This window comes from Streptomyces sp. NPDC058579 (genome assembly GCF_042718575.1).
In the GTDB taxonomy this organism is placed as follows: Bacteria; Actinomycetota; Actinomycetes; order Streptomycetales; family Streptomycetaceae; genus Streptomyces.
The window spans coordinates 463,205-487,683 of the sequence record NZ_JBHXPI010000001.1 but is presented as its reverse complement, the minus strand read 5'-3'; the positions used below and the strand labels follow the sequence as shown (position 1 = coordinate 487,683).

Here is a 24,479-nt window from a genome sequence, read left to right as displayed (position 1 = left end):
CGCCTATTAGGGTGACCGTATGTCAGCCACCCGGTATACGTATCTCGGCCCCGAAGGCACGTTCACGGAGGCCGCGCTGCGTACGCTGCCCGAGGCCGCGACCCGGGAACTCGTCCCCATGGTCTCCGTCCCGGCCGCCCTGGACGCGGTACGCAACGGAGAGGCTGCTGCCGCGCTCGTACCGATCGAGAACTCGGTGGAGGGCGGGGTCACCGCCACCCTGGACGAGCTGGCCTCGGGCGAACCGCTGATGATCTACCGCGAGGTGCTCCTGCCGATCGCCTTCGCGCTGCTCGTGCGGCCGGGGACCACGCTCGGCGAGATCAAGACGGTCACCGGTCACCCGGTGGCGCAGCCGCAGGTACGGAACTGGCTGCGGGCCCACCTGCCCGAGGCCCTGTGGGAGTCGGCGGCCTCGAACGCGGACGGTGCCCGGCTGGTGCAGGAGGGCCGGTTCGACGCGGCCTTCGCGGGCGAGTTCGCGGCGACGACCTACGGCCTCGAGGCCCTGGTCACGGAGATCCACGACGCGGAGAACGCCGAGACCCGCTTCGTCCTGGTGGGCCGGCCGGCCCGGCCCTCGGCGCCGACCGGGGCGGACAAGACGTCGGTGGTGCTGTGGCTGGGTGATGACCATCCGGGTGCCCTCCTCGAGCTGCTTCAGGAATTCGCGGTGCGCGGGGTGAACCTGATGCTGATCCAGTCCCGCCCGACGGGCGCCGGCATCGGGAACTACTGCTTCGCCGTGGACGCCGAGGGCCATATCTCGGACCGGCGCGTGGGCGAGGCGCTGATGGGGCTCAAGCGGATCTGCCCGAAGGTGCGCTTCCTCGGGTCGTACCCGCGGGCGGGCGTCGCGAGGGGCGATGTGGCCGCGCTGCGGCGCGGGACGTCGGACGCGGAGTTCATGGCGGCCTCCGATTGGCTGGCGAGGGCCCAGGACGGTCGGGCCTGAAGCGATCGTGCCCCACCGCCCCCTCTGCCGGGGGCGGTCGTCCACAGGCACAGACCGCTAGTCCTACCTGCATATTTTCGACTCCCGCACAGAGTTATCCACAGGCGCCTCGCCCGCCCTGGGGACAAGTCGATACGGCGCTCCGCCAAGGTCGACAAATCGCCCCAGTCGGCATCCGTTCACCCACAGGGCGCAGATCAGCCCGCGTCACCCCCGTTCCATTGATCAACTCTTTAGAGCGAGGAATTCCCACTCGGACGAGTGTGCGCAGCAGGTTTGATCATCATTACGCCCAGGAATTCGTTCACCATCCACAGAAGTTCCGCACAGCCTGTGGAAAACTTCACGGGGCTCGCCCCCACTGTGGAGAAGTCCAGAGAAGTCCCTTGATCCACAGGGCGGTTCGGTCAAGAACGCACACCGATCCGCCCCTTTTCGGGGGTCCTTGTGCCCTTTATTGACGAATAGGGCGAGCATTTCCCAATACCGGCAATTCGGGCAAAGTGACACGCGCGGCTATATCGGGTGGGGTGGCGCGAGCCCGCACCGGTAGCCTGGTGGGGTGATTGACCTTCGCCTGCTCCGTGAGGACCCCGACCGTGTTCGCGCCTCCCAGCGCGCCCGTGGAGAGGACGTCGAACTCGTCGACGCCCTGCTCTCCGCCGATGAGCGGCGCAGGTCGTCCGGCGTCCGCTTCGACGAACTCCGTTCCGAGCAGAAGGCGCTCGGCAAGCTGATCCCCAAGGCCTCCCCCGAGGAGCGCGCCGCGCTCCTGCAGAAGGCCGAGCAGCTCAAGACCGACGTCAAGGCCGCAGAGGCCGAGCAGAACGAGGCCGACGAGACCGCGCGCGCCCTCCTGCTCCAGCTCGGCAACATCGTCCACACGGACGTGCCGGTCGGCGGCGAGGAGGACTTCGTCGTCCTGGAGACGCACGGCACCGTCCGCGACTTCGCGGCCGAGGGCTTCGAGCCCAAGGACCACCTGGAGCTGGGCGAGGCGCTGGGCGCCATCGACGTCGAGCGCGGCGCCAAGGTCTCCGGCTCGCGCTTCTACTACCTCACGGGCGTCGGCGCCCTGCTGGAACTGGCCCTCGTCAACGCGGCGATCGCGCAGGCGACCGAGGCCGGCTTCATCCCCATGCTGACCCCCGCGCTGGTCCGCCCGCGCGCCATGGAGGGCACCGGCTTCCTCGGCCAGGCCGCGGAGAACGTGTACCACCTGGAGAAGGACGACTTCTACCTCGTCGGCACGTCCGAGGTGCCCCTCGCGGCGTACCACATGGACGAGATCATCGACGCCGACAAGCTGCCGCTGCGCTACGCCGGCTTCTCGCCGTGCTTCCGCCGCGAGGCCGGCACGTACGGCAAGGACACCCGGGGCATCTTCCGGGTCCACCAGTTCGACAAGGTCGAGATGTTCTCGTACGTCGCTCCCGAGGACGCCGAGAACGAGCACAAGCGGCTCCTGGACTGGGAGAAGCAGTGGCTGACCAGCCTCGAACTGCCCTTCCAGGTCATCGACGTGGCCACCGGCGACCTCGGCTCCTCCGCCTCGCGCAAGTTCGACTGCGAGGCGTGGATCCCCACGCAGGGCAAGTACCGCGAGCTGACCTCCGCGTCGAACTGCGACGGCTTCCAGGCCCGCCGCCTGTCCGTGCGGATGCGCGACGAGCGGAACGGCAAGAAGGTCGTCCAGCCGCTGGCCACGCTCAACGGCACCCTGTGCGCCGTACCGCGCACGATCGTGGCGATCCTGGAGAACCACCAGCTCCCGGACGGCTCCGTGCGCGTGCCGGAGGTGCTCCGGCCGTACCTGGGCGGCCGTGAGGTCCTGGAGCCGATCTCCAAGTGAGCCCCTTCCCGTACAAGCTCGTCGCGACGGACCTCGACGGCACGCTGCTGCGCGCCGACGAGTCGGTCTCGGACCGTACGCGTGACGCCCTCGCCGCCGTGGTGGCGGCGGGGGCCGCGCACATCGTGGTCACCGGCCGGTCCGTCCCCTGGACCCGGCACATCCTCGACGACCTCGGCTACGAGGGGCTCGCGGTGTGCGGTCAGGGCGCGCAGGTCTACCACGCGGGCGAGCACCGGCTGCTGACCTCGGTGACCCTGGACCGGCAGCTGGCGGGCCTGGCGCTGTCGAAGATCGAGGCCGAGGTGGGCCCGCTGGCCCTGGCAGCGAGCCGCGACGGCCTGGACGGCGAGGTGCTGGTCAGCCCCGGGTACCGGGTGCAGGAGGGGCCGCTGCCGTACGTCCCGTTCGAGGACCCGGCGGAGCTCTGGTCCGCCCCGCTGAACAAGGTCTACATCCAGCACCCCACGCTCTCCGACGACGAGCTCGCGGGGGCCGCCCGGCGGACGATCGGCAGCCTGGTGGACGTGGTCATGGCCGGCCCGGGCGTCGTGGAGATCCTCCCGCTGGGTCTGAGCAAGGCCACCGGCCTCTCGCTCGCCGCCCGCCGTCTCGGCATGAAGGCGGCCGACACGATCGCCTTCGGCGACATGCCCAACGACATCCCGATGTTCGGCTGGGCGGCGCGGGGCGTGGCGATGGCGAACGCGCACGACGAACTGAAGGCGGTCGCCGACGAGGTGACGACCTCGAACGAGGACGACGGCATCGCGGTGGTCCTGGAGCGCCTGCTCGCGGCGTAGGGCGGTGAGCCCATCCTTAGTACAGGCTTCAGGGTTGCGCGGAGGATGCGCGGATCGAACGCGCGCGGGGGTGACCCCGACTACGGCTTAGCAAGCCGCTGCCTTACCACTCGGCCAATCCTCCGGGTGGGCGGCCCGCGCGGAGAACCCGCGCGCTCGAAGCGGCCGCCCCGGCGGCGCTAGGGGGCGCCGCCCTGCAGGGAGCTCGACGGACTCGAACTCCGGCTCGAACTGGTGTCGGTCATGGTCGTGCTCCTCCCCGGTCTCGTGGCGGGTGTCTCCCGCACAACTAGTGTGCGGGCGGCGGAGCTTCGTAGGCCAATGATTTACCGCGCGGGCCGACGCCCCTCGTCAGCGGCCAGAAGGCAAGACCGATGGCCAGCGAGATCGCGTGCCCGAGATCCGTGTACGTATGACTCGTGCACAGCGGTACGGCGAAGAAGGCCACCGCTCCCGCCAGGTAGAGCCACCGCCAGGGGCGCGGGATCCGGTACGTCAGGATGCCGATCGAGGCCGCGAGCCCGTAGCTGACCCCGATGTCGACGACGTGCGCCATGCTGCGCGGCACGTCGTGGTCCTGGATCGCCTCCAGGACGACCTTCTGGCTGATGAGCGTCGCCGCGATGTGCGCGGTGGCGACCACGACGAACCAGCGCAGTGTGCCGAGCCAGCGCTCGACCGGCGCGTGGAAGACCTCGAACAGCACCGCGTACAGGGCGAAGTCCGCCGGGTCGGCGATCCAGAACGCGCTGCCGAGCAGCGCCCGGACCGGGTGGTGCGAGAGCTGGTAGAGGTTGCTGCTGTTGCGGTGGAGGAGGTAGTGCTCCAGGCCGTCGGAGGACAGCGCGATGACCAGGCTGGTGATCGCGATGACGAGCAGCCACAGATGCGTACCGGGTGACGAACGCACCCACGACCTGATCGGTCGGGACGGTTCGCCACCCGGCTCGCCACCAGGTACGGCAGCGGGGAGGGGTTCACGCGGCACATTCCGTGCCTATCACCCCGAGCTGGGAGAAACCAATCAGAAGTTGATCATGTGTCCCGCGAGACCGTGGATCGCTTCCTTCACGGCCTCGCCCAGGGTCGGGTGCGCGTGGACGTTCCGCGCTACCTCGTTGACCGTCAGGTCCCACTGCTGCGCCAGCGTCAGCTCGGGCAGCAGCTCGGTGACATCGGGGCCGATCAGGTGGGCGCCGATGATCTCGCCGTACTGCGCGTCGGCGATGATCTTGACGAAGCCGGTCGAGTCGCCCAGGCCGTGCGCCTTGCCGTTCGCGGTGAACGGGAACTTGGCGACCTTGACGTCGTACCCCTTCTCCCGCGCCTGCGCCTCGGTCCAGCCGAAGCTGGCGATCTGCGGCTGGCAGTAGGTGGCGCGCGGGATCATCGGGTAGTCGAGTTCCATGGTCTCGGCGTCCCCGATGGTCTCGGCGGCGACGACACCCATGGACTCGGCGGTGTGCGCGAGCATCAGCTTCGCGGTCACGTCACCGATGGCGTAGATGTGCGGCACGTTGGTGCGGCAGCGGCCGTCGACCTCGATGGCGCCGCGCTCGGTGAGCGCCACACCGGTGCTCTCCAGGCCGTAGCCGGAGACGTTCGGTGCAAAGCCGATGGCCTGCAGGACCTTGTCCGCCTCCAGGACCTTCTGCGCGCCGTCCTTGCCGGTGACCGTGACACGGACCTGCGGGCCGGACTCGTCGATCGCCTCGACGCGGGTCGAGGTGAGGACGTCGATGCCGAGCTTGCGGTACTGCTTCGCCAGCTCCTTGGAGACGTCCGCGTCCTCCAGCGGCGCGATCCGGTCGAGGAACTCGACGATCGTGACCTTCACGCCGTAGTTGTGCAGCACGTACGCGAACTCGATGCCGATCGCGCCGGCGCCCGCGATGATGATCGACTGCGGCACGTCCTCGGCGAGGATCTGCTCCTCGAACGTCACCACGCGCTCGCTGCGGGCGGTGCCCGGCAGCAGACGCGGAGTGGCGCCGGTGGCGATGATGCAGTTGTCGAACGTGATCGTCTGCGCGGTGCCGTCGGCCTTGTTCACCTGCAGGGTGTTCGCGTCGAGGAAGGTGCCCCGGCCGTCGAACTCCGTGATGTTGTTCTTCTTCATCAGGAAGTGGACGCCCTTGACCCGGCCGTCCGCGACCGTGCGGCTGCGGTTGAACGCCTCGCCGTAGTCGAAGGAGACGGTGCCGTCGACCTTGATGCCGAAGGTCTTGGCCTCGTGGTTGAAGATGTGGGCGAGTTCGGCGTTGCGCAGCAGCGCCTTGGTGGGGATGCAGCCGACGTTCAGGCAGACACCGCCCCAGTACTTCTCTTCGACGACCGCGACCCGCTTGCCCAGCTGGGCGGCGCGGATGGCGGCGACGTAGCCGCCGGGGCCAGCTCCGAGTACGACGACGTCGAAGCGGTCTGACATGACTGACTCCCGAGGGTGGTGAGGGTGTTCGTGTCCCGTACGGGCCCACAGTAGTCCGGCGCCCTTCGGGCGGCCCTGGGGACCGGGGAGGGCAGGCGGACAGGCAGGCGGGGCGGGTGAGGGTCAGTTGCAGGCAGTTGTAGGATGACCGGGCAATCGGGCGAATGAGTGGACGGAGTGGTGATGGCGGCGCTGAAGGCTGCGGGGCGGACCTCGCTGGTGGACTCGGTCGTCGAGCAGCTGCGGGAGCAGCTCGCGGCGGGCGAGTGGCCGGTCGGCGAGCGCATCCCGACCGAGCACGAGCTCGCCGAGCAGCTGGGCGTCGGCCGCAACACGGTCCGCGAGGCGGTCCGGGTCCTGGTGCACGCGGGGCTTCTCGAGCCGCGTCAGGGCAACGGCACCTTCGTCCGGTCGACCGCCGACCCCGCGGCCGTGCTGCGCGGCATGCGCCACGCGGGCGCGCGGGACGTCCTGGAGCTGCGGGTGGCCCTGGAGGCGGAGGCGGCGCGGCTCGCGGCGGTACGGCGGGACACCCACGACCTGCTGCGGCTGCGAGCGGCGCTCAGCACCCTGCGCGAGGAGGGCGACCGGGACGCGGACGCCGACCTCGCCTTCCACCTGGCCGTCGTCTCCGCCACGCACAACGCGGCCTTCATGGAGGTGTACCGCTTCTTCTCCACCCAGGTGCACGAGGTGCTCGTGGACGCGCTCGGCGACCGGGAGATGCCGCCGGTCGACATCGACGCGCACGAGGCGCTGGTCGCGGCGATCGAGTCGGGCGACGCGGAGGCCGCGGAGGCGGGGGCGCGGGAGCTGCTGCGGGTCCCGATGGAGACGGTGGCGGCACTGACGGGGGAGTCGCGGTGAGGGCTGCTCCTGGGACCGAGCCCACGCCGGTCCTCGATGATGTGCGCCCGTCGGAGGCCCGGCCCGCCGGGCGGCGGGCGTGGTTCGCCCATCCGCTGCTGCTCATGGCCGCGATCGTGCTGGCCTCGCTCAACATGCGGGCGGCTCTGGCGAGCGTGGCGCCCCTGGTGGGGGAGATCGCGGCGGAGTTCGGACTGTCGTCGACGGCGAGTTCGCTGGTGACGTCCGTGCCGGTCCTCTTCCTCGGCGCGGGCGCGCTCGTCGCGCCGTGGCTGGGGCGGCGCCTCGGCGTCGAAGCGGTGCTGCTGGGGGCGCTGGTCCTGCTCGGCGCCGGCATCCTCGTACGGGTCCTGCCGTCGGTGTACGCGCTGTACGGCGGCGGTGTCCTGGTCGGTACGGCGATCGCCCTGCTCAACGTGTTGATGCCGGGCCTGATCAAGCGGGACTTCCCCGACCGGGCCGCGTCGATGACCTCGCTCTACACGGGCGCGATGATCGCGGGCGCCACGGTCGTCGCGGCGGCCTCGGTGCCGTTGGAGGAGGCGTTCGGCGGGAGCTGGGAGGCGTCGCTCGCCTTCTGGTCGCTGCTCGCGGCGCTCGCGGCGACGGCCTGGCTGCCGCAGGTGCTGCTTGCCAAGGGCGGTGCGCGACAGGGGAGTCGTACGGGACACGGGGTGCGGGCCTCCGCCGTGCCGTCGGCTCGGCCGGCCTCCGCCGTCCCGTCGGCTCCCGGGACGCGGAGCGTCTGGCGGTCGGCGCTGGCCTGGCAGGTGACCCTCTTCATGGGCATGCAGTCCCTCTGGACGTACGTCCTGATCGCCTGGATGCCGACGATCTTCACGGACCACGGCATGAGCCGCTCGACGGCCGGGGTGATCTTCGCCTTCAACACCCTGACCCAGGTGGCAGGCGCCTTCGCGGTGCCGCTGCTCGCCGGCCGGATGCGGAGCCAGCGTCCGCTGGTCGTCCTCGTCACGACGCTGGTCGCGGCGGGGTACGCGGGCCTGCTCACCGCGCCCGTGCAGGGGGCCTGGCTGTGGTCCGCGCTCCTCGGCGTCGGGCAGGGCGGGGCGGTCGGCCTCGCCCTCACTCTGATCGTGCTCCGGGCGGGCGACGCGGTGACCGCGTCCCGGCTCTCGGGGATGGCCCAGACCGTCGGCTACCTGCTGGCGGCCTCCGGACCGCTGGCCGCCGGCGCGGTCCACCAGGCGACCGGTTCGTGGACGGTGCCGATCGTCCTGGTGCTGTGCGTCTGCGCGGCGGCCCTGGGCGTGGGGCTCCTCGCGGCCAGGGACCGCAAGGTCTGAAGCCCCGGGTGACGGCGTGAGGGGCCCCTTCACGAGGCCCCTCCACCGTCCCTGCTCCTGCTCCTACTCCTCGCCCGCCAGCTTCAGCGTCCGCAGCTTCTGGCCCGCGTACCAGGTCGCCAGGACCGTCACACCGACAAGGAGCGACACGGCCAGCGGAAGACCGACGTCCGAGGTGACGAGCCCCTCGCCGCTGACCTTCTGGGCGACCGCGAGCGACCACTGCTGCACGCTGAGCGTCTTGGCCCCGTCGATCAGGGAGCCGAACAGGGTCTCCCAGACAAGCGCGTAGACAAGGCCGATGACCACCGCGTGCCGGCTGACGGTGCCGAGCAGGAGGAAGAGCGCGCTGTACGCGATGGAGGCGACCAGCGCCGCGACCGTGTACGCGACCGCCACCTGCTGGCCGTTGCCGTTGAGGATCATGCCGGCGAGGAACGTGGGCACGGCCGAGAAGGCCATGGTCACGGCGATCGCCACGATGAGCTTGGTGAAGATGATCGAGGGCCGCTTCACCGGCTTGGACAGCAGATAGACGATCGAACCGTCGTCGATCTCCGGTCCGATCGCGCCCGTTCCGGCGATGACACCGATCAGCGGCACCATCGTGGCGAGCGCGAATCCGCCGAGGACATCGGCCGCGACCTGGTCGTCGGCTCCGTTGAACAGCCGTACCGCGGCGGCGATCAGCAGCAGCAGGGCGGGCAGCGCGAAGAGGATCAGCGCCCGCCGGCGGCCGAGGAGGGCCCGGTAGGTGAGCCGGGCGACTGTGGGGTTGTACATCGGTCAGGCTCCTTTCACGCCGCTACGAGGTACGAGAAGACCGACTCGAGGGACTCGTCCGAGGGCGAGACCGTCAGCAGTCGGATGCCCTGCTCCCGGGCGACCCGGGGCAGCAGCTCAGTGAACCGGCCGAAGTCGACCGCCTGGACGCGCAGGGCGCCTTCGGCGAGGTCGACCTCGATGCCGGCCGTGGAGGGGTCGGCGATGAGGGCCGCCGCGAGCGCCCGGTCGTCGCTGGAGCGGACGAGATAGCGGTGCGGCCGGTCCGTCATCAGCCGGCGGATCTTGCGGAAGTCACCCGAGGCGGCGTGCCGGCCGGCGACGATCACCTCGATGTGCGAGGCCAGCTGCTCGACCTCCTCCAGGATGTGCGAGGAGAACAGCACCGTGCGTCCCGCCGAGCCCATCCGGCGCAGCAGATCCATCAGCTGCATGCGCTGGCGCGGGTCCATGCCGTTGAACGGCTCGTCGAGCAGCAGCACGGACGGCTCGTGGACGAGGGCCGAGGCCATCTTCACGCGCTGCCGCATGCCCTTGCTGTACGTGGAGATCTTCCGGTCCTGCGCGTACTCCATCTCGACCGTGGCGAGCGCGTGCTGGGCCTCCTTGGCGCCCAGGCCGTGCAACTCGGCGTTGGCGATGACGAATTCGCGGCCGGTGAGGAAGTCGTACATCGCTTCCCGCTCCGGTACGACGCCGATCTGCGTGTAGACGGACTCGTTCTTCCAGATCGGCTGCCCGTCGAGGGTGACCGTGCCCGTGGAGGGGGCGAGGAAGCCGCCCATCATGTTGATGAGGGTGGACTTTCCGGCGCCGTTGGGGCCGAGGAGTCCGGTGACGCCGGGGCCGATCGTCATCGTCACGTCGTTGACGGCGACGACGTTGCCGAACCACCGAGAGGTGTGGTCGATGTTCAGGACAGTCACAGCCCGACCTTTCGGTAGCGGCGCATCAGCACTCCGTACGAGCCGGCGATGAGCGCGAGGACGACCAGCAGATAGACGACTCCGGCGCCGGCGCCCGGTCCGACTCCTTCCCCTCCGGGGAAGGCGGTGCTGGCGCCGAGGAACGCGGTCTGCACGCCGTCGATCAGGGTGATCGGGGAGAACAGGCCCAGCCACTGGATGGCGTCGACGTTGTCCGTGCTGTACGCGATGCCCTGGAGGGTCGAGACCGCGCCGTAGGAGATCACGAGGGTGGCGATGACGGCGGCGACGCCGAAGCCGCGGCGCGGGGTGAGCGCGGCCATGACCAGGCCGATGCCGCCGAAGAGCACCGAGAGGAGGGCGACGGAGACAAGGCCCTGGCCGAACTCCGCCGTCTGATCGGCGAAGTTCATCTTCGCGAGCAGGGAGCCGATCCAGAGGATCAGCAGCGGGATCGCGGTCAGGACGAAGAGCGCCGAGGCCATCGCGCCGTACTTGGCGAGGACGTAGTCGACGCGCTCGATGGGGCGCGAGAAGTACAGCGGGACGGTCTTGAAGCGCAGGTCGCGGGAGACGGACTGGGGGGCCTGGGAGGCCAGGAAGAGCCCGATCACCGCCTGCATGATGATCGCGTACCGGGTGTAGTCGACCGGCAGGTCCTTGGCCTTCATGGTGACCGCGACGGCGACGATGATCAGCGCCGGGACGCACATCACGGTGAAGAGGATCATCGGCAGCACCTTGGACTTGGCGCTGCGGCCGAGGCCGTAGGAGCCGCGCAGGGACTGCGAGAAGAGTGCCCGGCGCGCGTAGGCGCGGCCGAAGCGGGGGCCGTCGTAGTTGCGGTACCCGATGTTGTGGATCTGTGTGGTCTCGGGGGCCGGGGTGCTCATCGCGCCGACACCTCCTCCTGCTTCTGCGGCTGCGCGTCGGGCCGGAAGACCTCGGCGATGTGGTGGCGGCGCTGTTCCATCCGGACGAGACCGAGGCCGAGGTCGGCGACGGTGTCCCGGACCAGGTCGTACGTCTCCTCGCCGGCCGCCTCCACAAGGAGGATGTGGCCGGCACCGGGCAGGCCCTCCTCCTCGCTCGCGTGGAGCGTGACGCCCGCCGAGGCGAGGGCCGTGCGGAGCGCGGCCGTGCCGTCGGGGTGGGTGTCGGAGTCGGTGACCTCGACCGCCAGGGTCGTGGTCATCTGCGTGAAGTCACTGGTGGAGCTGGAGCGCAGCAGGGTCCCGCCGTCGATGACGACGACGTGGTCGCAGGTCCGCTCCAGCTCGCCGAGGAGGTGGGAGGTGACGAGGACGGAGATGCCGAAGTCGGTCCAGACCCGGCGGATCAGACCGAGCATCTCGTCGCGGCCCACCGGGTCGAGGCCGTTGGTCGGCTCGTCGAGGAGGACCAGCTGCGGGTCGTGGACCAGCGCCTGGGCGAGCTTCACCCGCTGCTTCATGCCCGTCGAGTAGCCGCCGATGGGGCGGTAGCGCTCCTCGTACAGGCCGACGTGGCGCAGGGTGTCGGCGGTCCGCTCGCGGGCGGCGTCGGCGGGCAGGCCGGACATCCGCGCCATGTGGACGACGAACTCGGTGGCCGAGACGTCCGGCGGGAGGCAGTCGTGCTCGGGCATGTAGCCGACGCGCTCACGGATCTGGGCGCCGGACGTGGCGACGTCGAGACCCAGGACCTCGGCGCGGCCCTCCGTGGCGGGGGACAGACCGAGCAGGATCTTGATCATCGTGGACTTGCCGGCTCCGTTGGCACCCACAAGTCCGGTCACACCGGGCCCGATGTCCAGGGAGAGCCGGTCAAGAGCGGTCACCCGGGGGAACCGCTTGCTGAGGCTTTCGGTAGCGATCACAGTCACAGTTCGAAGGTAGTGGTCTGCGCCACAGCAGTCGTCAGACCAACGGCTCGATCCGTATCCGACTCCAGACGTACAAGCCCGTAGGGGAGTCGAGACCAAAGTTGTTCGCCGGACCCCGTGCGTCGAGTTTTCCACAGGGGCCATGCACACCCCTTGACGCAGCCGCCAGGCATTGTCACATTCATCAGTGTCACGTTACGGGCACGTAGCGCACACGGATGTTCACGGGACGGACGGGTGGCATGACCTCAGCAGTGGCAAGCGAACTGACCGCGGAACTGCGCGGGTTCAGAGAAGTGCAGCGCCTCTCCTACGCGTGCGCGGAAGCCGTCGCGGCGCAGTTGCGACCGGGCGTGACCGAGCGCGAGGCCGCGAAGATGCAGCGTGACTGGCTGTACGAGCGGGGTGTGCGGGACTGGTTCCACCGGCCCTTCGCCTGGTTCGGCGACCGCACGGCCTTCGTCGACTTCAAGATCCCGCTGCAGTTCTTCCCCACGAACCGGCGCCTCGAAGCGGGCATGCCCTTCATCCTCGACATGGCGCCCGTCTTCAAGGGCTACACCTCGGACATCGGCTACTCCGGCTGCCTGGGCCTCAACCCGGTCCACGACAAGCTGCTCTCCGATCTGCGGGCCCACCGCGAGCTGATCCTGACCGAGGTCCGCGAGCGCCGCTCACTGCGCGAGATCTACGAGGACGTGGACCGGCTCATGGTCCGCCAGGGGTACGCCAACCGGCACCGCGCGTATCCCTTCGGCGTGATCGCCCACAAGATCGACCGGGTCAAGGAGCGCCGCTGGTCACCCACGCTCTTCGGCTTCGGCACCCAGTCGCTCAAGGGCCTGGCGAGCGACGCGATCCACGGCCACCGCGACGGCTGGTCGCCGCTCTGGTCGCCGTACACGTTCTCCGACCACCCGCCCCAGCCGGGGCTCTGGGCGGTCGAGCCGCACCTCGGGTTCCGGGGTACGGGCGCGAAGTTCGAGGAGATCCTCGTGGTCACCGACTCGAAGGACCCGGAGCAGAGCGCTTTCTGGCTGGACGACGACCTGCCGCACGTGCGGCGCTGGAACGAGGAGGGGGCGGCATGAGCGCGGGACTGACGGGGGCGCGGGAGCGCTGGGTCCGTACGGGCGGGATCGAGCTGTGCGTCGCCGAGCTGGGGGATGCCGACCGGCCGACGGTCCTCCTCGTGCACGGGTACCCGGACTCCAAGGAGGTCTGGTCCGAGGTCGCCAACCGGCTCGCGGAGCGTTTCCACGTCGTGCTGTACGACGTCCGGGGCCACGGCCGGTCCACGGCGCCGACGCCGCTGCGGGGCGGGTTCACGCTGGAGAAGCTGACGGACGACTTCCTGGCCGTCGCGGACGCGGTGAGCCCGGACCGGCCGGTGCACCTGGTCGGGCACGACTGGGGCTCGGTGCAGTCCTGGGAGTTCGTGACCGTCCCCCGCACCGAGGGCCGCATCGCCTCCTTCACCTCGATGTCCGGCCCCTCCCTCGACCACTTCGGGCACTGGATCAAGCAGCGCATGACCAGGCCGACCCCGCGCCGGGTCGGCCAGCTCCTCGGCCAGGGCGCCAAGTCCTGGTACGTGTACATGCTGCACACCCCCGTCCTGCCCGAGCTGGCCTGGCGCGGACCGCTCGGCAAGCGGTGGCCGAAGCTCCTGGAGCGGGTCGAGAAGATCCCGGCCGGCGACTATCCGACGCCGTCGCTGCCGAACGACGCCGCGCACGGAGCCTGGCTCTACCGGGACAACGTCCGCCCGCGGCTGAGCCGGCCGCGCGCCGACGCGTACGCCCACGCGCCCGTGCAGCTGATCACGCCCACCGGCGACGCGTTCCTGTCCGAGCGGCTCTACGACGACCTCGCCACCTGGGTCCCCGAGCTGACCCGGCGCTCCCTGCCGGCCAAGCACTGGGTCCCGCGCACCAGGCCCGACCAGCTGGCCGCCTGGATCGGCGAGTTCGTCCGGTCCAACGAGGACCCGGCGACCAAGGCCCCTGTCACGGCCGCGAAGAGCACGGCCGACCCGGTGTACGCCGAGCGGTTCGGCGGCCAGTTGGTGCTGGTCACGGGAGCGGCAAGCGGCATCGGCCGGGCCACCGCCTTCGCCTTCGCCGAGGCGGGCGCGCGGGTCGTCGCGGTCGACCGGGACGGCGAGGGCGCGGCCCGCACGGCCGAGATGGCCCGGCTGATCGGCGCCCCGGAGGCCTGGGGGGAGATCGTCGACGTCAGCGACGAGCAGGCCATGGAGAAGCTCGCGGCGAAGGTCGCGAGTGAGTACGGCATCGTGGACGTCCTCGTCAACAACGCGGGGATCGGCCTCTCGGGCTCGTTCTTCGCGACGACCAGCGAGGACTGGAAGAAGGTCCTCGACGTCAACCTCTGGGGCGTCATCCACGGCTGCCGGATCTTCGGCGGTCAGATGGCCGAGCGCGGCCAGGGCGGCCACATCGTCAACACCGCCTCCGCCGCCGCCTTCCAGCCGTCCCGCGCCCTGCCCGCGTACAGCACGTCCAAGGCGGCGGTGCTCATGCTGAGCGAGTGCCTGCGCGCCGAGCTGGCCGACCAGGGCATCGGCGTCTCGGCGATCTGCCCGGGGATCGTGAACACCAACATCACGGCCACGGCCCGGTTCGCCGGTGCCGGCGAGGAGGAGCAGAGCCGCCGCCAGAAGAAGGCCTCCCGGCTGTACGGGCTGCGCAACTACCCGCCGGAGAAGGTCGCGGACGCGATCCTGCGCGCGGTGGTGCGTAACGAGGCCGTCGTCCCCGTCACCCCCGAGGCACGTGGCGCCCACGTCCTGTCCCGCCTCGCGCCCAGGGCCCTGCGCGCGATAGCCCGCCTCGAGCCGCCCGCGTGAGGGTCGTACGGGCGGTGTAGGGACCGTACGATCCCTGGCGGGCGGCCCCGGGTGACGACGGCGGGGCCGACTGTGCGAGAACGCGATCGGGCGGCAGGAGCGAGCGGGTGGGAGTGGGCGTGGGCGTGACGGAGCAGACGGCACAGGGGGCGCCTTCGGCGCAGGCCTCCCCGGTGGAGTACCGGATCGAGGACCTCGCCCACCACAGCGGGGCCACGGTCCGGACGATCCGCGCCTACCAGGACCGCGGTCTGCTCCCCCGCCCCGAGCGCCGGGGCAGGTCCAATGTGTACGGGGACACCCATCTGGCCCGGCTCCGGCAGATCGCCGACCTGCTCGACCGCGGCTACACCCTGGCTTCGATCAAGGAGCTGCTGGAGGCCTGGGACGCGGGCCGCGGGCTCGGCGGCGTCCTGGGTCTGGTCGCCGAGGTCGACGGGCCGTGGACGGACGAGGAGGCCGACCGGATCTCCCGCGCGGAGCTGGACGCCACGTTCGGCGGCAAGCCCGACGAGGACGCGATCAGGGAGGCGATCGAGCTCGGCGTCCTGGAGCGGATCCCGGACCGGGACGACGAGTTCCTGGTGCCGAGCCCCCAAGAGCTCGCGGTGGCCGCCGAGTTGTACGAGGCGGGTGTCCCGCTGACCGCGATCTCCGGGCACCTGAGGGAACTTCGCGTCCAGGTCGAGCACATCGCCTCGCGCTTCCTGGAGTTCACGACCGAGCACGTCTTCGCGCGCTACCTGGAGCACCGGCCGCCGACGGACGCCGATGCCTCCGAGGCGGCGGCGATGGTGCGCCGTCTTCGACCGCTCGCCCAGCAGACCGTGGACGCGGAACTCGCGCGCGCGATGCGCCTGTTCGCCACCCGGCACCTCCAGCACCACCTGTCGCCCGAGCCCCCGCCTCTCCGCGAGGACGACCCCCGCCCGGTGGTGCTCCCGTCCGGGACGATTCGGGCCGTGCAGCGGCTGGTTGGCGCGGAGAACGTGGCGGCGTTCGTCGCCGCGGCTGCTGAACGGGAGGTACAGACTCGGACATTGGACGCTCTCGCGTCAAATCACTCTGAAGTCAGCCAAATAGACTAAGTCACCCGATAACGCAAGGATGTTGTCCACAGAATCGCCAAATCCCCTGTGGATAACTCAAGTTGGCTGTGGATCAAACATCCGAGCCAAAATCATCCGAACCGAAATCAATGGTCGCCGGATCCGCGCTCCGTCATGCTGGCGCCATGAACGGACCCATGGACGAGAGACGCACCGTGAAGGTGTCCAAGTACCTCTCGAAACACCTGCGGCACCAACCCGAACGGATCGGCCTGGTCCTCGATCCGAACGGCTGGACCGAGATCGACGCCCTCCTGCACGCGGCACGCGAGCACGGCTTCCCGATCACCCGCGCCGAGCTGGACCACGTCGTCGCCGCCAACGACAAGAAGCGCTTCGCCATCGACGGCACCCGGATCAGGGCCAGCCAGGGCCACACCGTCCAAGTCGACCTCGACCTGCCGCCCGCGCAGCCGCCCGCGTACCTCTACCACGGTACGGTCGCCGCCAGTCTGGACGCCATCCGAGCCCAGGGCCTGCGCCCCATGGCCCGCCACCACGTCCACCTCTCCCCCGACCGGGAGACCGCGACCCGCGTCGGGGCACGCCGGGGTCGCCCGGTGGTCCTCAGCGTGGACGCGGGCGCGATGCACCGGGCCGGCCATGTCTTCCACGTCAGCGCCAACGGCGTCTGGCTGACCGACGCCGTACCCCCGGAGTTCCTCCGCTTCCCCGGCTGACCCCCGGCTGATCCCGGCTGACGCCGCCTGGTCCCGGCCGACCCCCGGCTGCTCCCCGGCCGACCCCCGGCTCGTCCCGGCCGACTCAGCCGGAAGCGATCCCCTCGGGCATGATCGATCCCATGGCACATCCGCACCTGCCGACCACCGAATCGGCCGTCACCGCGCTCCGCGAGATCGCCCGCGAGTTCAACCTGGAGATGACGGTCACCGACGACATCGGTGCCGACCAGACCTCCCGCCGGATCTCCTCCGGCGCCTTCGCCGTCCTCGACGCGGACGGCACGCTCCCGCACGAAGCCTTCGTCGAGCTCGGCGGCAGCCCGGCGATGACCGTCCAGCTCTTCCCGGAGGACGACGCGAAGATCAATGTCGACGGCGTGGAGTTCGCGGACGTCCCCCGCGACGCCGTCCCCGCCTTCGTACGCTCCGTCCACCGCGGGCTCGCGTACGTGAAGGGCAAGTTCTTCCCGCCCGGCTGGTGGCTGGTCGTGCCCCTCCCCGGCGACGAGACGTACAAGGAGCTCGTCCTCCGCGGCACGCTGACCCCCTGGATGAGTCGACAGGTCCGCTGACGAGGGGCTGGGGCCGAGGGCCGAGGCCGCGCCTCCGTCGCCGCCTCCTAGGCGCCCGGGTAGCGCCTCCGCCGCCCTGCGCGGTGCCCGGGCCCCGCCGTAGGCTCGTGGGCATGACCTTGCGCCTGAGCACCGTGATCCTTCCCGTCCACCGCTGGCACGACGGCGGCCGCGAACGCTGGCAGCGTGCCGAGGAGCTCGGCTTCCACGCCGGCTACACCTACGACCACCTGTCCTGGCGGACCTTCCGCGACGGCCCCTGGTTCGGCGCCCTGCCCACGCTCACCGCCGCCGCGACCGCCACCGAGCGGCTCCGCCTCGGCACCCTGGTCACCTCGCCCAACTTCCGCCACCCGGTGACGCTCGCCAAGGAGCTGATCTCCCTCGACGACATCTCGAACGGCCGGGTCACACTCGGCATCGGGGCCGGCGGCGACGGATTCGACGCGACCGTGCTCGGCCAGGAGGCGTGGACGCCGAAGGAGCGGGCCGACCACTTCGGCGAGTTCCTGCCCCTGCTCGACCGGCTGCTCACCGAGGATGCCGTGACAGAGCGCGGCGAGTACTACTCCGCCGTCGAGGCCCGTGACATCCCCGGCTGCGTCCAGCGCCCGCGCCTGCCCTTCGCCGTCGCGGCGACCGGGCCGCGTGGCCTGAAGCTCGCCGCACGGTACGGCCAGGCCTGGGTGACGACCGGTGACCCGAAGCTGTACGCGGAGGGCACGCCCGAGCAGTCCGTGGCGGCCGTCCGGGGCCAGGTCGAGAAGCTCGGCAAGGCGTGCGCGGAGATCGGCCGGGACGTGGCCGAACTGGACAAGATCCTGCTCACCGGCTTCACCCCGGACCGGGGCCGGCCGCTGGAGTCCCTGGGCGCCTTCGTGGACTTCGCCGGACGGCACCAGGAGCTCGGTGTCACCGAGATCGTGGTCCACTGGCCGATCCCCGACTCGGACTTCGCCGCCGACCAGCGCGTCTTCGAGCAGATCGCCACCGAGGCCCTCGCCCAACTCGTGTGACGAGCGGCCGCTCGCGTTGCGCACATCTGAGAGGGCCCGGTCCGGCACTCTCAGATGTGCGCCCCTTCGCACGCCCGTGCACAGAGTGCGGAACAATGGATCGGTGACCTCACCCCACTCCGCGCGCCGCGCCGCCCCGACCCCCCGACTCATCGCCACCGATCTCGACGGCACGCTGCTGCGCGACGACAAGTCCGTGTCGGAGCGCACGATCGCCGCGCTCGCCGCCGCCGAGCGGGCCGGCATCGAGGTCTTCTTCGTCACCGGGCGCCCGGCCCGCTGGATGGACGTCGTCAGCGACCACGTCCACGGCCACGGCATGGCGATCTGCGCCAACGGCGCCGCCGTCGTCGACCTGCACTCAGGGGGCACGTTCCTGGAGGTACGCCCCCTGGCACGGGAGATCGCGCTGGACGTCGTGGCGTCGCTGCGCGCCGCCGCCCCCGGCACCTCCTTCGCCGTCGAACTGACCACCGGAATCCACTACGAGCCGCAGTACCCGCCGTTCTTCCTCGACCCGGGTGCCTCCGTCGCCTCCGCCGAGAAGCTGCTCTTCGAGGAGGAGCCGGGCGCCGCCGCCCCGGTCATCAAGCTCCTCGCCCAGCACCCGGAGCTCGACCCCGACGTCTTCCTCGCCACCGCCAGGGCGGCCGCGGGCACGCTGGCCTCGTTCACCCGGTCCAGCCCGACGGCGCTCCTGGAGATCAGCGGCCCCGGCGTCTCCAAGGCCTCCACCCTGGCCCTCTGCTGCGCCGAGCGCGGCATCTCCGCCGAGGAGGTCGTCGCCTTCGGGGACATGCCCAACGACATCGAGATGCTCAGCTGGGCGGGCCGTTCGTACGCGATGGGCAACGCGCACCCGGACGTGATCGCAGCCGCCTCCGGCCGTACGGTCGCCAACAACGAGGACGGCGTGGCCGCCGTCATCGAGCGGATCCTCGCGGGCACGCTCGACGACTGAGCGGGGCCTGCCCGGCCGAGCAGCGGCCTCTGACAGCGGCACCCACAGAGGCCGCCACCAGAGGCCGCCCCGGGAGCCGCCACCAGAGCCGCTCAGCGGCCGCCTACAGGGGCGCCTGCCACACCACCGTCGTACCGCCGCCGTCCTCGCCGAGGCCCGGTCCGCACCAGCTCGACCCTCCCAGCGACTCCGCGCGCCGCGCCAGGTTGCGCAGTCCGCTGCGCCGCCCGCCCTCCGGGATGCCGACGCCGTCGTCCGCGACCGAGAGCCGGACGCCGGCGGTGCCGTCCGGGAGTTCGACGCCCGAGTCGACCACCACCTCGATCCTGGTGGCCTGCGCGTGCCGGAAGGCGTTGGACAGGGCCTCGCGCAGGGCCGCGATGAGGTTCTTGCCGGTGAGTTCGCCGACCGTCGAGTCGATCACGCCGAGGAAGCGGTGCGCGGGCTTGAAGCCGAGCGGCACGGCGGCCATGTTGATCTCCCGCAGCACGCGGGTGCGCAGCCCGGAGGGCGCCTCGGCGGGGCCCTGCTGGAGGGCGAAGATGGCGGTACGGATCTCCTGGATGGTCACGTCGAGTTCGTCGACCGCCTTGCCGACGCCCTCGCGCACCGCGGGCACGATCGACTTCCGCTGGGCGCTCTCCAGCATCATCCCGGTGGCGAAGAGCCGCTGGATGACCAGATCGTGCAGGTCACGGGCGATCCGGTCGCGGTCCTCGTAGACGGCGAGCCGCTCCCGGTCGCGCTGGGCCTCGGCCATCATCAGGGCGAGCGCCGCCTGCGAGGCGAACTGCGTCCCGAGCGTCCGCTCGGCCTCCGTGAACGGCCGGGCGCCACGCGCGCGTGGCGTGGCGAGCGCGCCGAGCACCCGTCCGCCGCTCTGCAGGGGCAGCAGCATGCTGGGGCCGTACTCGGCGGCGACGCGGCTGATCATGCGCGGGTCGGTGGACGCGTCCTCCACGAACACCGCCTCGCCCTCCAGGAGTCGGTCCACCACGGCGCTCTCGGGCGGGATCACCACGCCCAACGACTTGGTCGGCGCGTCGGAGGAGACGGCGACGATCTCCAGGCCCCCGTCCTCGGCCGGCAGCAGGACGATCCCGGCCGCCGCGTCCGCCAGCCTGCGGGCCTGCTCGGCGACCACCGTCAGGGCGTCGTCCGCGTCGCCGCCGGAGAGCAGGGCGGTGGTGACGGCCACGGAACCGTCGATCCAGCGTTCGCGCTGCCGTGCCGCCTCATAGAGCCGGGCGTTGCCGATGGCGATGCCCGCCTCGGTCGCCAGGACCCGGACCATGTGGACGTCGTAGTCGTTGAACTCGCCGCCGTCGGTCTTCTCCGCCAGGTAGAGATTGCCGAAGATCTCGCCCTGGACCCGGATCGGTACCCCGAGGAAGGTCCGCATCGGAGGGTGGCCGGGCGGGAACCCGGCGGAACGGGGGTCGGTGGACAGATCGGCGAGCCGGATCGTCTGGGGGTCACGGATCAGCGCCCCCAGCAGCCCCGCGTGCCCGTCGGGGCGCCGCCCGATCCGGCGCGCGACCTCCTCGTCGACACCGAAGGTGACGAAGTCGGAGAGGCCCTTGCCCTCCTCGTCGACGACGCCGATCGCCGCGTAGCGGGAGCCGGCGAGTTCGGCCGCCGTCTCGCAGATGCGGTCGAGCGTGGAGTGCAGTTCGAGCCCGGTACCGACCGAGCGCATGGCCTCCAGGAGCTGCGGCACGCGCGCGGTGAGCTCTGTGGACAGCCCCTGGAGGCTGCGGGTGGCCTGGGTGGCGGCTTCCAGGGGGTCCGGGAGATCAGGCACGGCGGCGGTCATGGGCTTGAGCCTAGTAAGTCCTATTTGGCGAGAAAAGTCGGGCGCTCCGATGGCGCGCTCGTCGCCTGCCCCGGCGTCTGTCCCAAAGCCCCCGAAGCCCGGCCCGGAGTCTGTCCCGGAGCCCGTCCCACCGGCCCTCCCGGCGCGACCAGCAGGTCCGTCTCGCGCTCCTGCTCCAGCATCCGCCGCAGCGGCCCCTCGGCCCGTGCCAACTCCGCGTACGGTCCGCGCTGCACCGTACGGCCCTCGTCCAGGACGACCACCTCGTCGACCGCGTCGAGGCCGTGCAGCCGGTGGGTGATGAGGACCGTCGTGCGGCCCTCGGTGGCCCGCAACAGGTCGTCGGTGAGGGCGTCCGCCGTGGCCAGGTCGAGGTGCTCGGCCGGCTCGTCCAGGACGAGGACCGGGAAGTCGGCGAGGAGCGCGCGGGCGAGCGCGAGACGCTGCCGCTGCCCGCCGGAGAGCCGCGAGCCGTGCTCGCCGACCAGCGTGTCGAGACCGTCCGGCAGGCCCTCCACCCAGCCCAGGAGCCGCGCCCTGCCCAGGGCCCCGCGCAGCTCCTCATCGCTGGCGCCGGTACGGGCCAGCCGGAGGTTCTCGCGGATGGAGCTGTCGAAGATGTGGGCGTCCTGGGCGCAGAGACCGACGAGGCGGCGGACGTCGTCCCCGTCGAGTTCGGTCGCCTCCACTCCGCCGATCCGGTACGAACCCGACTCGGCGTCCAGGAAGCGGAGCAGCACCTGCGCGAGCGTGGTCTTGCCCGACCCGGACGCCCCGACGACGGCGACGCGCCGCCCGGCCTCCAGGGTCAGGGCGAAGCCGCTGAGGGCCTCGGTCCGCTGCCCCGCGTGGCGCGCGGAGAGACCGCTGACCTCCAGCGGGAAGGGGTTCGCCGGCGCTGCGGCGGGCCGCTCGGGCTCGTGCACGGGGACGGGGGCATCCAGGACCTCGTACACCCGCTCGGCGCTGCGCTTGACCCGCTGGCGGTACTGGACGGCCAGCGGCAGTCCGGTGACGGCTTCGAAGGCGGCGAGCGGGGTCAGGACGACGACGGCGAGCGTCACGCCGTCGAGGCGGCCTTCGCGGACCGCCTGGACACCGACGAACGCGGCAGCGGCCACCGTAAGACCGCAGGCGAGCGCGGAGAGCCCGGCCCCGATCGCGGTCGCGGCGGCCTGCCGGGAGGCGATGGAGGTGAGCGTACGGTCGGCCCCGCGGGCCCGGTCGATACGGCCCTTCAGCGCTCCGGCGACCGTCAGTTCGGCGCAGCCGCGCAGCAGGTCGACGACCGTGACGGTGAGGGCGCCCCGGGCGGGGGCGAGCTGACGCTCGGCGCGACGGGCGATCGCCCCGCTCAGCAGCGGTACGGCCACACCGGCGGCGAGCAGACCCACGGCGAGGACGGCCCCGGCCTCGGGCAGCAGCCAGGCGGTGAACCCGACGGAACCGACACCCACGACGAGGGCCGCGCCCGCGGGCAGCAGCCAGCGCAGCCAGTAGTCCTGGAGCGCGTCGACGTCCTGGACGAGCCGGGACAGCAGGTCACCGCGTCGGCTGCGGCGCAGCCCGGCGGGGGCGATGCGCTCCAGGCGCCGGTAGACGGCGACCCGCAGCTCCGCGAGCATCCGCAGCACGGCGTCGTGGGACACGATCCGCTCGGCGTACCGGAACACGGCCCTGCCGATGCCGAACGCCCGCGTCGCCGTGACGGCCATCATCAGATAGAGCACCGGGGGCTGTTCGGAGGCCCGGGAGATGAGCCACCCGGACACCGCCATGAGCCCCACGGCCGAGCCAAGCGCCAGACTGGCGAGCAGCAGGGCGAGCCCCATCCGCCCGCGCAGCTCTCCGGCCATGGCGCGGACCCGCCCAAAGACCGAACGCGCGCCCGCCCCGTCGACATGGTCACCTGCGACGGACACTTCGGAACCGACAGACCTGACAGAACCGGCGGGACCGGCGGAACCAGCAGCAGGCACGCCCTCACCGCCAGGCTCCAGCACCTCGTCCGGACCCCCCACCCACCCAAGCTCGACCACCCGGTCCGCGACCGCGAGCAGCGCCGGGCGGTGTACGACCAGCAGGACCGTACGGCCGGCCGCGAGTCGGCGGACCGCGTCGACCACGGCCGCCTCGGTCTCGCCGTCCAGCGCCGCCGTGGGCTCGTCCAGGAGCAGCAACGGCCGGTCGGCCAGGAACGCGCGGGCCAGAGCGAGGCGTTGGCGCTGACCGGCCGAGAGACCCGCGCCGTCCTCGCCGATCGGCGTGTCCACGCCCTCCGGCAGAGACCCGACGAACCCGTCCGCACCGGCGTCCCGCAGGGCCTCCCGTACCGCCTCGTCGGAGGCGTCCGGGCGGGCCAGCCGGATGTTCTCGGCGATGGTGCCCGCGAAAAGATACGGCCGTTGCGGCACCCAGGCGATCCGCGACCGCCACTCCTCCACGTCCAGCGAGCCGAGCTCCGCGCCCCCGACACGGACCGAACCGCCCGCCTCCGGTGCGGCGAAGCCCAGCATCACATCGAGGAGCGTCGACTTGCCGACGCCGCTCGGCCCCACGAGGGCGACCGTCTCACCGGGTTCCACCACCAGCGATGCCCGGTCCAACGAGGCCTCGGAGCGTCCCGCGTGACGAACAGTCACGTTCTCCAGCTCGATACGGGTCGAGGACGGCACCGCGCCGGTGCCGTGCTCGGGCGCCGGGGCCTCCAGTACGTCGAAGATCTCCTCGGCGGCGGCCAGCCCCTCCGCCGCCGCGTGATACTGCGCCCCCACCTGGCGGATGGGCAGATATGCCTCGGGCGCCAGGACCAGGATGACCAGTCCCGTGTACAGGTCCAGCTCACCGTGGACTAGGCGCATGCCGATGGTGACCGCGACCAGCGCCACCGAGAGCGTCGCGAGGAGTTCCAGGGCGAAGGAGGAGAGGAAGGCGATGCGCAGCGTCTTCATCGTCGCCTGCCGGTACTCCGACGTGATGGCGCGGATCGACTCGGCCTGCGCCTTGGCGCGGCCGAACACCTTGAGCGTCGGGAGCCCGGCAACCACGTCGAGGAAGTGGCCCGAAAGGCGTGACAGCAGCTTCCACTGCCGGTCCATCCGGGCCTGGGTGTACCAGCCGATGAGGACCATGAAGAGCGGGATGAGCGGCAGGGTGACGACGATGATCGCCGCCGAGATCCAGTCCTCGGTGACGATCTGGGCCAGGACCGCCACGGGCACGACCACCGCGAGCCCCAACTGCGGGAGATAGCGCGAGAAGTAGTCGTCGAGCGCGTCGACCCCGCGCGTTGCGAGGGCGGCGAGCGAGCCGGCCTTCTGGCCGCTGAGCCATCCCGGCCCCAGCGCGGCCGCCCGGGCCAGCAGCCGGCCCCGCAGTTCGGACTTGACCGCCGCGCTGGCCCGATGGGCGGCCAGCTCGGTCAGCCAGGAGACCAGACCACGCCCCGCCGCCACTCCGGCGAGCAGCAGCAGAGGCGTGGTCAGGTCGGAAACCGACAGGCCCTTCTGGAAGGCACCCACCACCACCTCGGCGATGAGCATCGCCTGGGCGACGACCAGCGCCGCCCCAGCCAGGCCGAGCGCCACGACCGCTCCGAGGAAGAAGCGGGTGGCCCTGGCGTACCGGAGCAGACGCGGATCGATCGGTTTCACGTGAAACATCCCCCA

At 71.3% G+C, this 24,479-nt stretch carries 20 protein-coding genes and 1 tRNA gene; 12 read left to right on the top strand and 9 right to left on the bottom strand.

The features are described 5' to 3' along the window. Positions 1-19 precede the first annotated feature (19 nt). The 3 genes from pheA (at position 20) to ACFWRO_RS02285 (ending at position 3,610) form a co-directional block, all read left to right on the top strand. The gene (gene pheA, locus ACFWRO_RS02295) at positions 20-955 is read left to right on the top strand and encodes a prephenate dehydratase (RefSeq protein WP_384503466.1); all 936 of its coding nucleotides are present in this window, start codon (positions 20-22) and stop codon (positions 953-955) included. Positions 956-1,517: 562 nt separating this feature from the next. Further along, positions 1,518-2,807 (top strand): serine--tRNA ligase, encoded by a 1,290-nt coding sequence (serS, locus tag ACFWRO_RS02290; protein WP_384503464.1) that lies wholly within the window; start codon positions 1,518-1,520, stop codon positions 2,805-2,807. After that, positions 2,804-3,610 carry an HAD family hydrolase gene (locus ACFWRO_RS02285; protein ID WP_384503462.1) on the top strand — a complete coding sequence of 269 codons (807 nt, stop codon included), beginning with the start codon at positions 2,804-2,806 and terminating at the stop codon, positions 3,608-3,610. Before serS ends, ACFWRO_RS02285 begins: the two co-directional genes overlap by 4 nt. A gap of 39 nt (positions 3,611-3,649) precedes the next feature. Here ACFWRO_RS02285 and ACFWRO_RS02280 read toward each other — a convergent pair. The 3 genes from ACFWRO_RS02280 to lpdA form a co-directional block, all read right to left on the bottom strand. After that, positions 3,650-3,734 (bottom strand) — tRNA-Ser (locus tag ACFWRO_RS02280). A 165-nt stretch (positions 3,735-3,899) separates the two neighbouring features. Then, the gene (locus tag ACFWRO_RS02275; protein WP_384503460.1) at positions 3,900-4,520 is read right to left on the bottom strand and encodes a rhomboid-like protein; all 621 of its coding nucleotides are present in this window, start codon (positions 4,518-4,520) and stop codon (positions 3,900-3,902) included. A gap of 114 nt (positions 4,521-4,634) precedes the next feature. After that, complete coding sequence (gene lpdA / locus ACFWRO_RS02270; RefSeq protein ID WP_384503458.1) at positions 4,635-6,038, bottom strand: dihydrolipoyl dehydrogenase; 1,404 nt, start codon at positions 6,036-6,038, stop codon at positions 4,635-4,637. Positions 6,039-6,221: 183 nt separating this feature from the next. On the opposite strand from lpdA, the gene ACFWRO_RS02265 reads away from it, so the two are divergent. Together ACFWRO_RS02265 and ACFWRO_RS02260 are read left to right on the top strand one after the other, a co-directional pair. Beyond that, positions 6,222-6,905, top strand: a complete 684-nt coding sequence (locus tag ACFWRO_RS02265) for a FadR/GntR family transcriptional regulator (RefSeq protein WP_384503456.1) — start codon at positions 6,222-6,224, stop codon at positions 6,903-6,905. Continuing rightward, positions 6,902-8,212 (top strand): CynX/NimT family MFS transporter, encoded by a 1,311-nt coding sequence (locus ACFWRO_RS02260; protein ID WP_384503454.1) that lies wholly within the window; start codon positions 6,902-6,904, stop codon positions 8,210-8,212. Before ACFWRO_RS02265 ends, ACFWRO_RS02260 begins: the two co-directional genes overlap by 4 nt. Positions 8,213-8,275: 63 nt before the next feature. On the opposite strand, the gene ACFWRO_RS02255 is transcribed toward ACFWRO_RS02260, so the two are convergent. Genes ACFWRO_RS02255 through ACFWRO_RS02240 form a run of 4 tightly spaced genes read right to left on the bottom strand, consistent with a single transcriptional unit; the run spans position 8,276 to position 11,779 of the window. Then, positions 8,276-8,995, bottom strand: coding sequence for an ABC transporter permease (locus tag ACFWRO_RS02255; RefSeq protein ID WP_362005236.1), 720 nt, complete (start codon positions 8,993-8,995; stop codon positions 8,276-8,278). Positions 8,996-9,009: 14 nt separating this feature from the next. Then, complete coding sequence (locus tag ACFWRO_RS02250; RefSeq protein ID WP_384503452.1) at positions 9,010-9,921, bottom strand: ABC transporter ATP-binding protein; 912 nt, start codon at positions 9,919-9,921, stop codon at positions 9,010-9,012. Beyond that, positions 9,918-10,814, bottom strand: coding sequence for an ABC transporter permease (locus ACFWRO_RS02245; RefSeq protein WP_384503450.1), 897 nt, complete (start codon positions 10,812-10,814; stop codon positions 9,918-9,920). The genes ACFWRO_RS02250 and ACFWRO_RS02245 overlap by 4 nt, the downstream gene beginning before the upstream one ends. Further along, positions 10,811-11,779, bottom strand: a complete 969-nt coding sequence (locus ACFWRO_RS02240; protein ID WP_384503733.1) for an ABC transporter ATP-binding protein — start codon at positions 11,777-11,779, stop codon at positions 10,811-10,813. Before ACFWRO_RS02240 ends, ACFWRO_RS02245 begins: the two co-directional genes overlap by 4 nt. A 248-nt stretch (positions 11,780-12,027) precedes the next feature. On the opposite strand from ACFWRO_RS02240, the gene ACFWRO_RS02235 reads away from it, so the two are divergent. The 7 genes from ACFWRO_RS02235 to ACFWRO_RS02205 all read left to right on the top strand — a co-directional run bounded on the left by ACFWRO_RS02235 (position 12,028) and on the right by ACFWRO_RS02205 (position 18,995). Next, the gene (locus ACFWRO_RS02235; RefSeq protein ID WP_384503448.1) at positions 12,028-12,876 is read left to right on the top strand and encodes a M24 family metallopeptidase; all 849 of its coding nucleotides are present in this window, start codon (positions 12,028-12,030) and stop codon (positions 12,874-12,876) included. Beyond that, complete coding sequence (locus ACFWRO_RS02230; protein WP_384503446.1) at positions 12,873-14,654, top strand: SDR family oxidoreductase; 1,782 nt, start codon at positions 12,873-12,875, stop codon at positions 14,652-14,654. The genes ACFWRO_RS02235 and ACFWRO_RS02230 overlap by 4 nt, the downstream gene beginning before the upstream one ends. Positions 14,655-14,779: 125 nt before the next feature. Next, positions 14,780-15,742, top strand: a complete 963-nt coding sequence (locus ACFWRO_RS02225; protein ID WP_384503444.1) for a MerR family transcriptional regulator — start codon at positions 14,780-14,782, stop codon at positions 15,740-15,742. Between the two features lie 158 nt (positions 15,743-15,900). Beyond that, entirely contained in the window at positions 15,901-16,443 is a 543-nt protein-coding gene (locus ACFWRO_RS02220; protein ID WP_384503731.1) for an RNA 2'-phosphotransferase, read from the top strand. 122 nt (positions 16,444-16,565) lie between these two features. Further along, entirely contained in the window at positions 16,566-17,018 is a 453-nt protein-coding gene (locus tag ACFWRO_RS02215) for a hypothetical protein (protein WP_384503442.1), read from the top strand. A gap of 113 nt (positions 17,019-17,131) precedes the next feature. After that, positions 17,132-18,034, top strand: a complete 903-nt coding sequence (locus tag ACFWRO_RS02210; RefSeq protein ID WP_384503440.1) for an LLM class flavin-dependent oxidoreductase — start codon at positions 17,132-17,134, stop codon at positions 18,032-18,034. 103 nt (positions 18,035-18,137) lie between these two features. Next, the gene (locus tag ACFWRO_RS02205; protein ID WP_384503438.1) at positions 18,138-18,995 is read left to right on the top strand and encodes a Cof-type HAD-IIB family hydrolase; all 858 of its coding nucleotides are present in this window, start codon (positions 18,138-18,140) and stop codon (positions 18,993-18,995) included. 103 nt (positions 18,996-19,098) lie between these two features. Here the strand turns inward: ACFWRO_RS02205 and ACFWRO_RS02200 are convergent, their stop codons facing one another. Both ACFWRO_RS02200 and cydD read right to left on the bottom strand, forming a co-directional pair. Continuing rightward, positions 19,099-20,811 carry a GAF domain-containing protein gene (locus tag ACFWRO_RS02200; RefSeq protein WP_384503437.1) on the bottom strand — a complete coding sequence of 571 codons (1,713 nt, stop codon included), beginning with the start codon at positions 20,809-20,811 and terminating at the stop codon, positions 19,099-19,101. A 20-nt stretch (positions 20,812-20,831) separates the two neighbouring features. Beyond that, positions 20,832-24,473: a thiol reductant ABC exporter subunit CydD gene (cydD, locus tag ACFWRO_RS02195; RefSeq protein ID WP_384503435.1), complete on the bottom strand. Its 3,642-nt coding sequence runs from the start codon at positions 24,471-24,473 to the stop codon at positions 20,832-20,834. Positions 24,474-24,479: the final 6 nt, after the last annotated feature.

Excerpts from the sequence above, each read along its gene's own strand:
- pheA (WP_384503466.1), top strand. The coding sequence starts at position 20 with ATGTCAGCCACCCGGTATACGTATCTCGGCCCCGAAGGCACGTTCACG.
- lpdA (WP_384503458.1), bottom strand. The coding sequence starts at position 6,038 with ATGTCAGACCGCTTCGACGTCGTCGTACTCGGAGCTGGCCCCGGCGGC.
- ACFWRO_RS02265 (WP_384503456.1), top strand. The coding sequence starts at position 6,222 with ATGGCGGCGCTGAAGGCTGCGGGGCGGACCTCGCTGGTGGACTCGGTC.
- ACFWRO_RS02255 (WP_362005236.1), bottom strand. The coding sequence starts at position 8,995 with ATGTACAACCCCACAGTCGCCCGGCTCACCTACCGGGCCCTCCTCGGC.
- ACFWRO_RS02245 (WP_384503450.1), bottom strand. The coding sequence starts at position 10,814 with ATGAGCACCCCGGCCCCCGAGACCACACAGATCCACAACATCGGGTAC.
- ACFWRO_RS02235 (WP_384503448.1), top strand. The coding sequence starts at position 12,028 with ATGACCTCAGCAGTGGCAAGCGAACTGACCGCGGAACTGCGCGGGTTC.
- ACFWRO_RS02230 (WP_384503446.1), top strand. The coding sequence starts at position 12,873 with ATGAGCGCGGGACTGACGGGGGCGCGGGAGCGCTGGGTCCGTACGGGC.
- ACFWRO_RS02220 (WP_384503731.1), top strand. The coding sequence starts at position 15,901 with ATGGACGAGAGACGCACCGTGAAGGTGTCCAAGTACCTCTCGAAACAC.
- ACFWRO_RS02215 (WP_384503442.1), top strand. The coding sequence starts at position 16,566 with ATGGCACATCCGCACCTGCCGACCACCGAATCGGCCGTCACCGCGCTC.
- ACFWRO_RS02210 (WP_384503440.1), top strand. The coding sequence starts at position 17,132 with ATGACCTTGCGCCTGAGCACCGTGATCCTTCCCGTCCACCGCTGGCAC.
- ACFWRO_RS02200 (WP_384503437.1), bottom strand. The coding sequence starts at position 20,811 with ATGACCGCCGCCGTGCCTGATCTCCCGGACCCCCTGGAAGCCGCCACC.
- cydD (WP_384503435.1), bottom strand. The coding sequence starts at position 24,473 with ATGTTTCACGTGAAACCGATCGATCCGCGTCTGCTCCGGTACGCCAGG.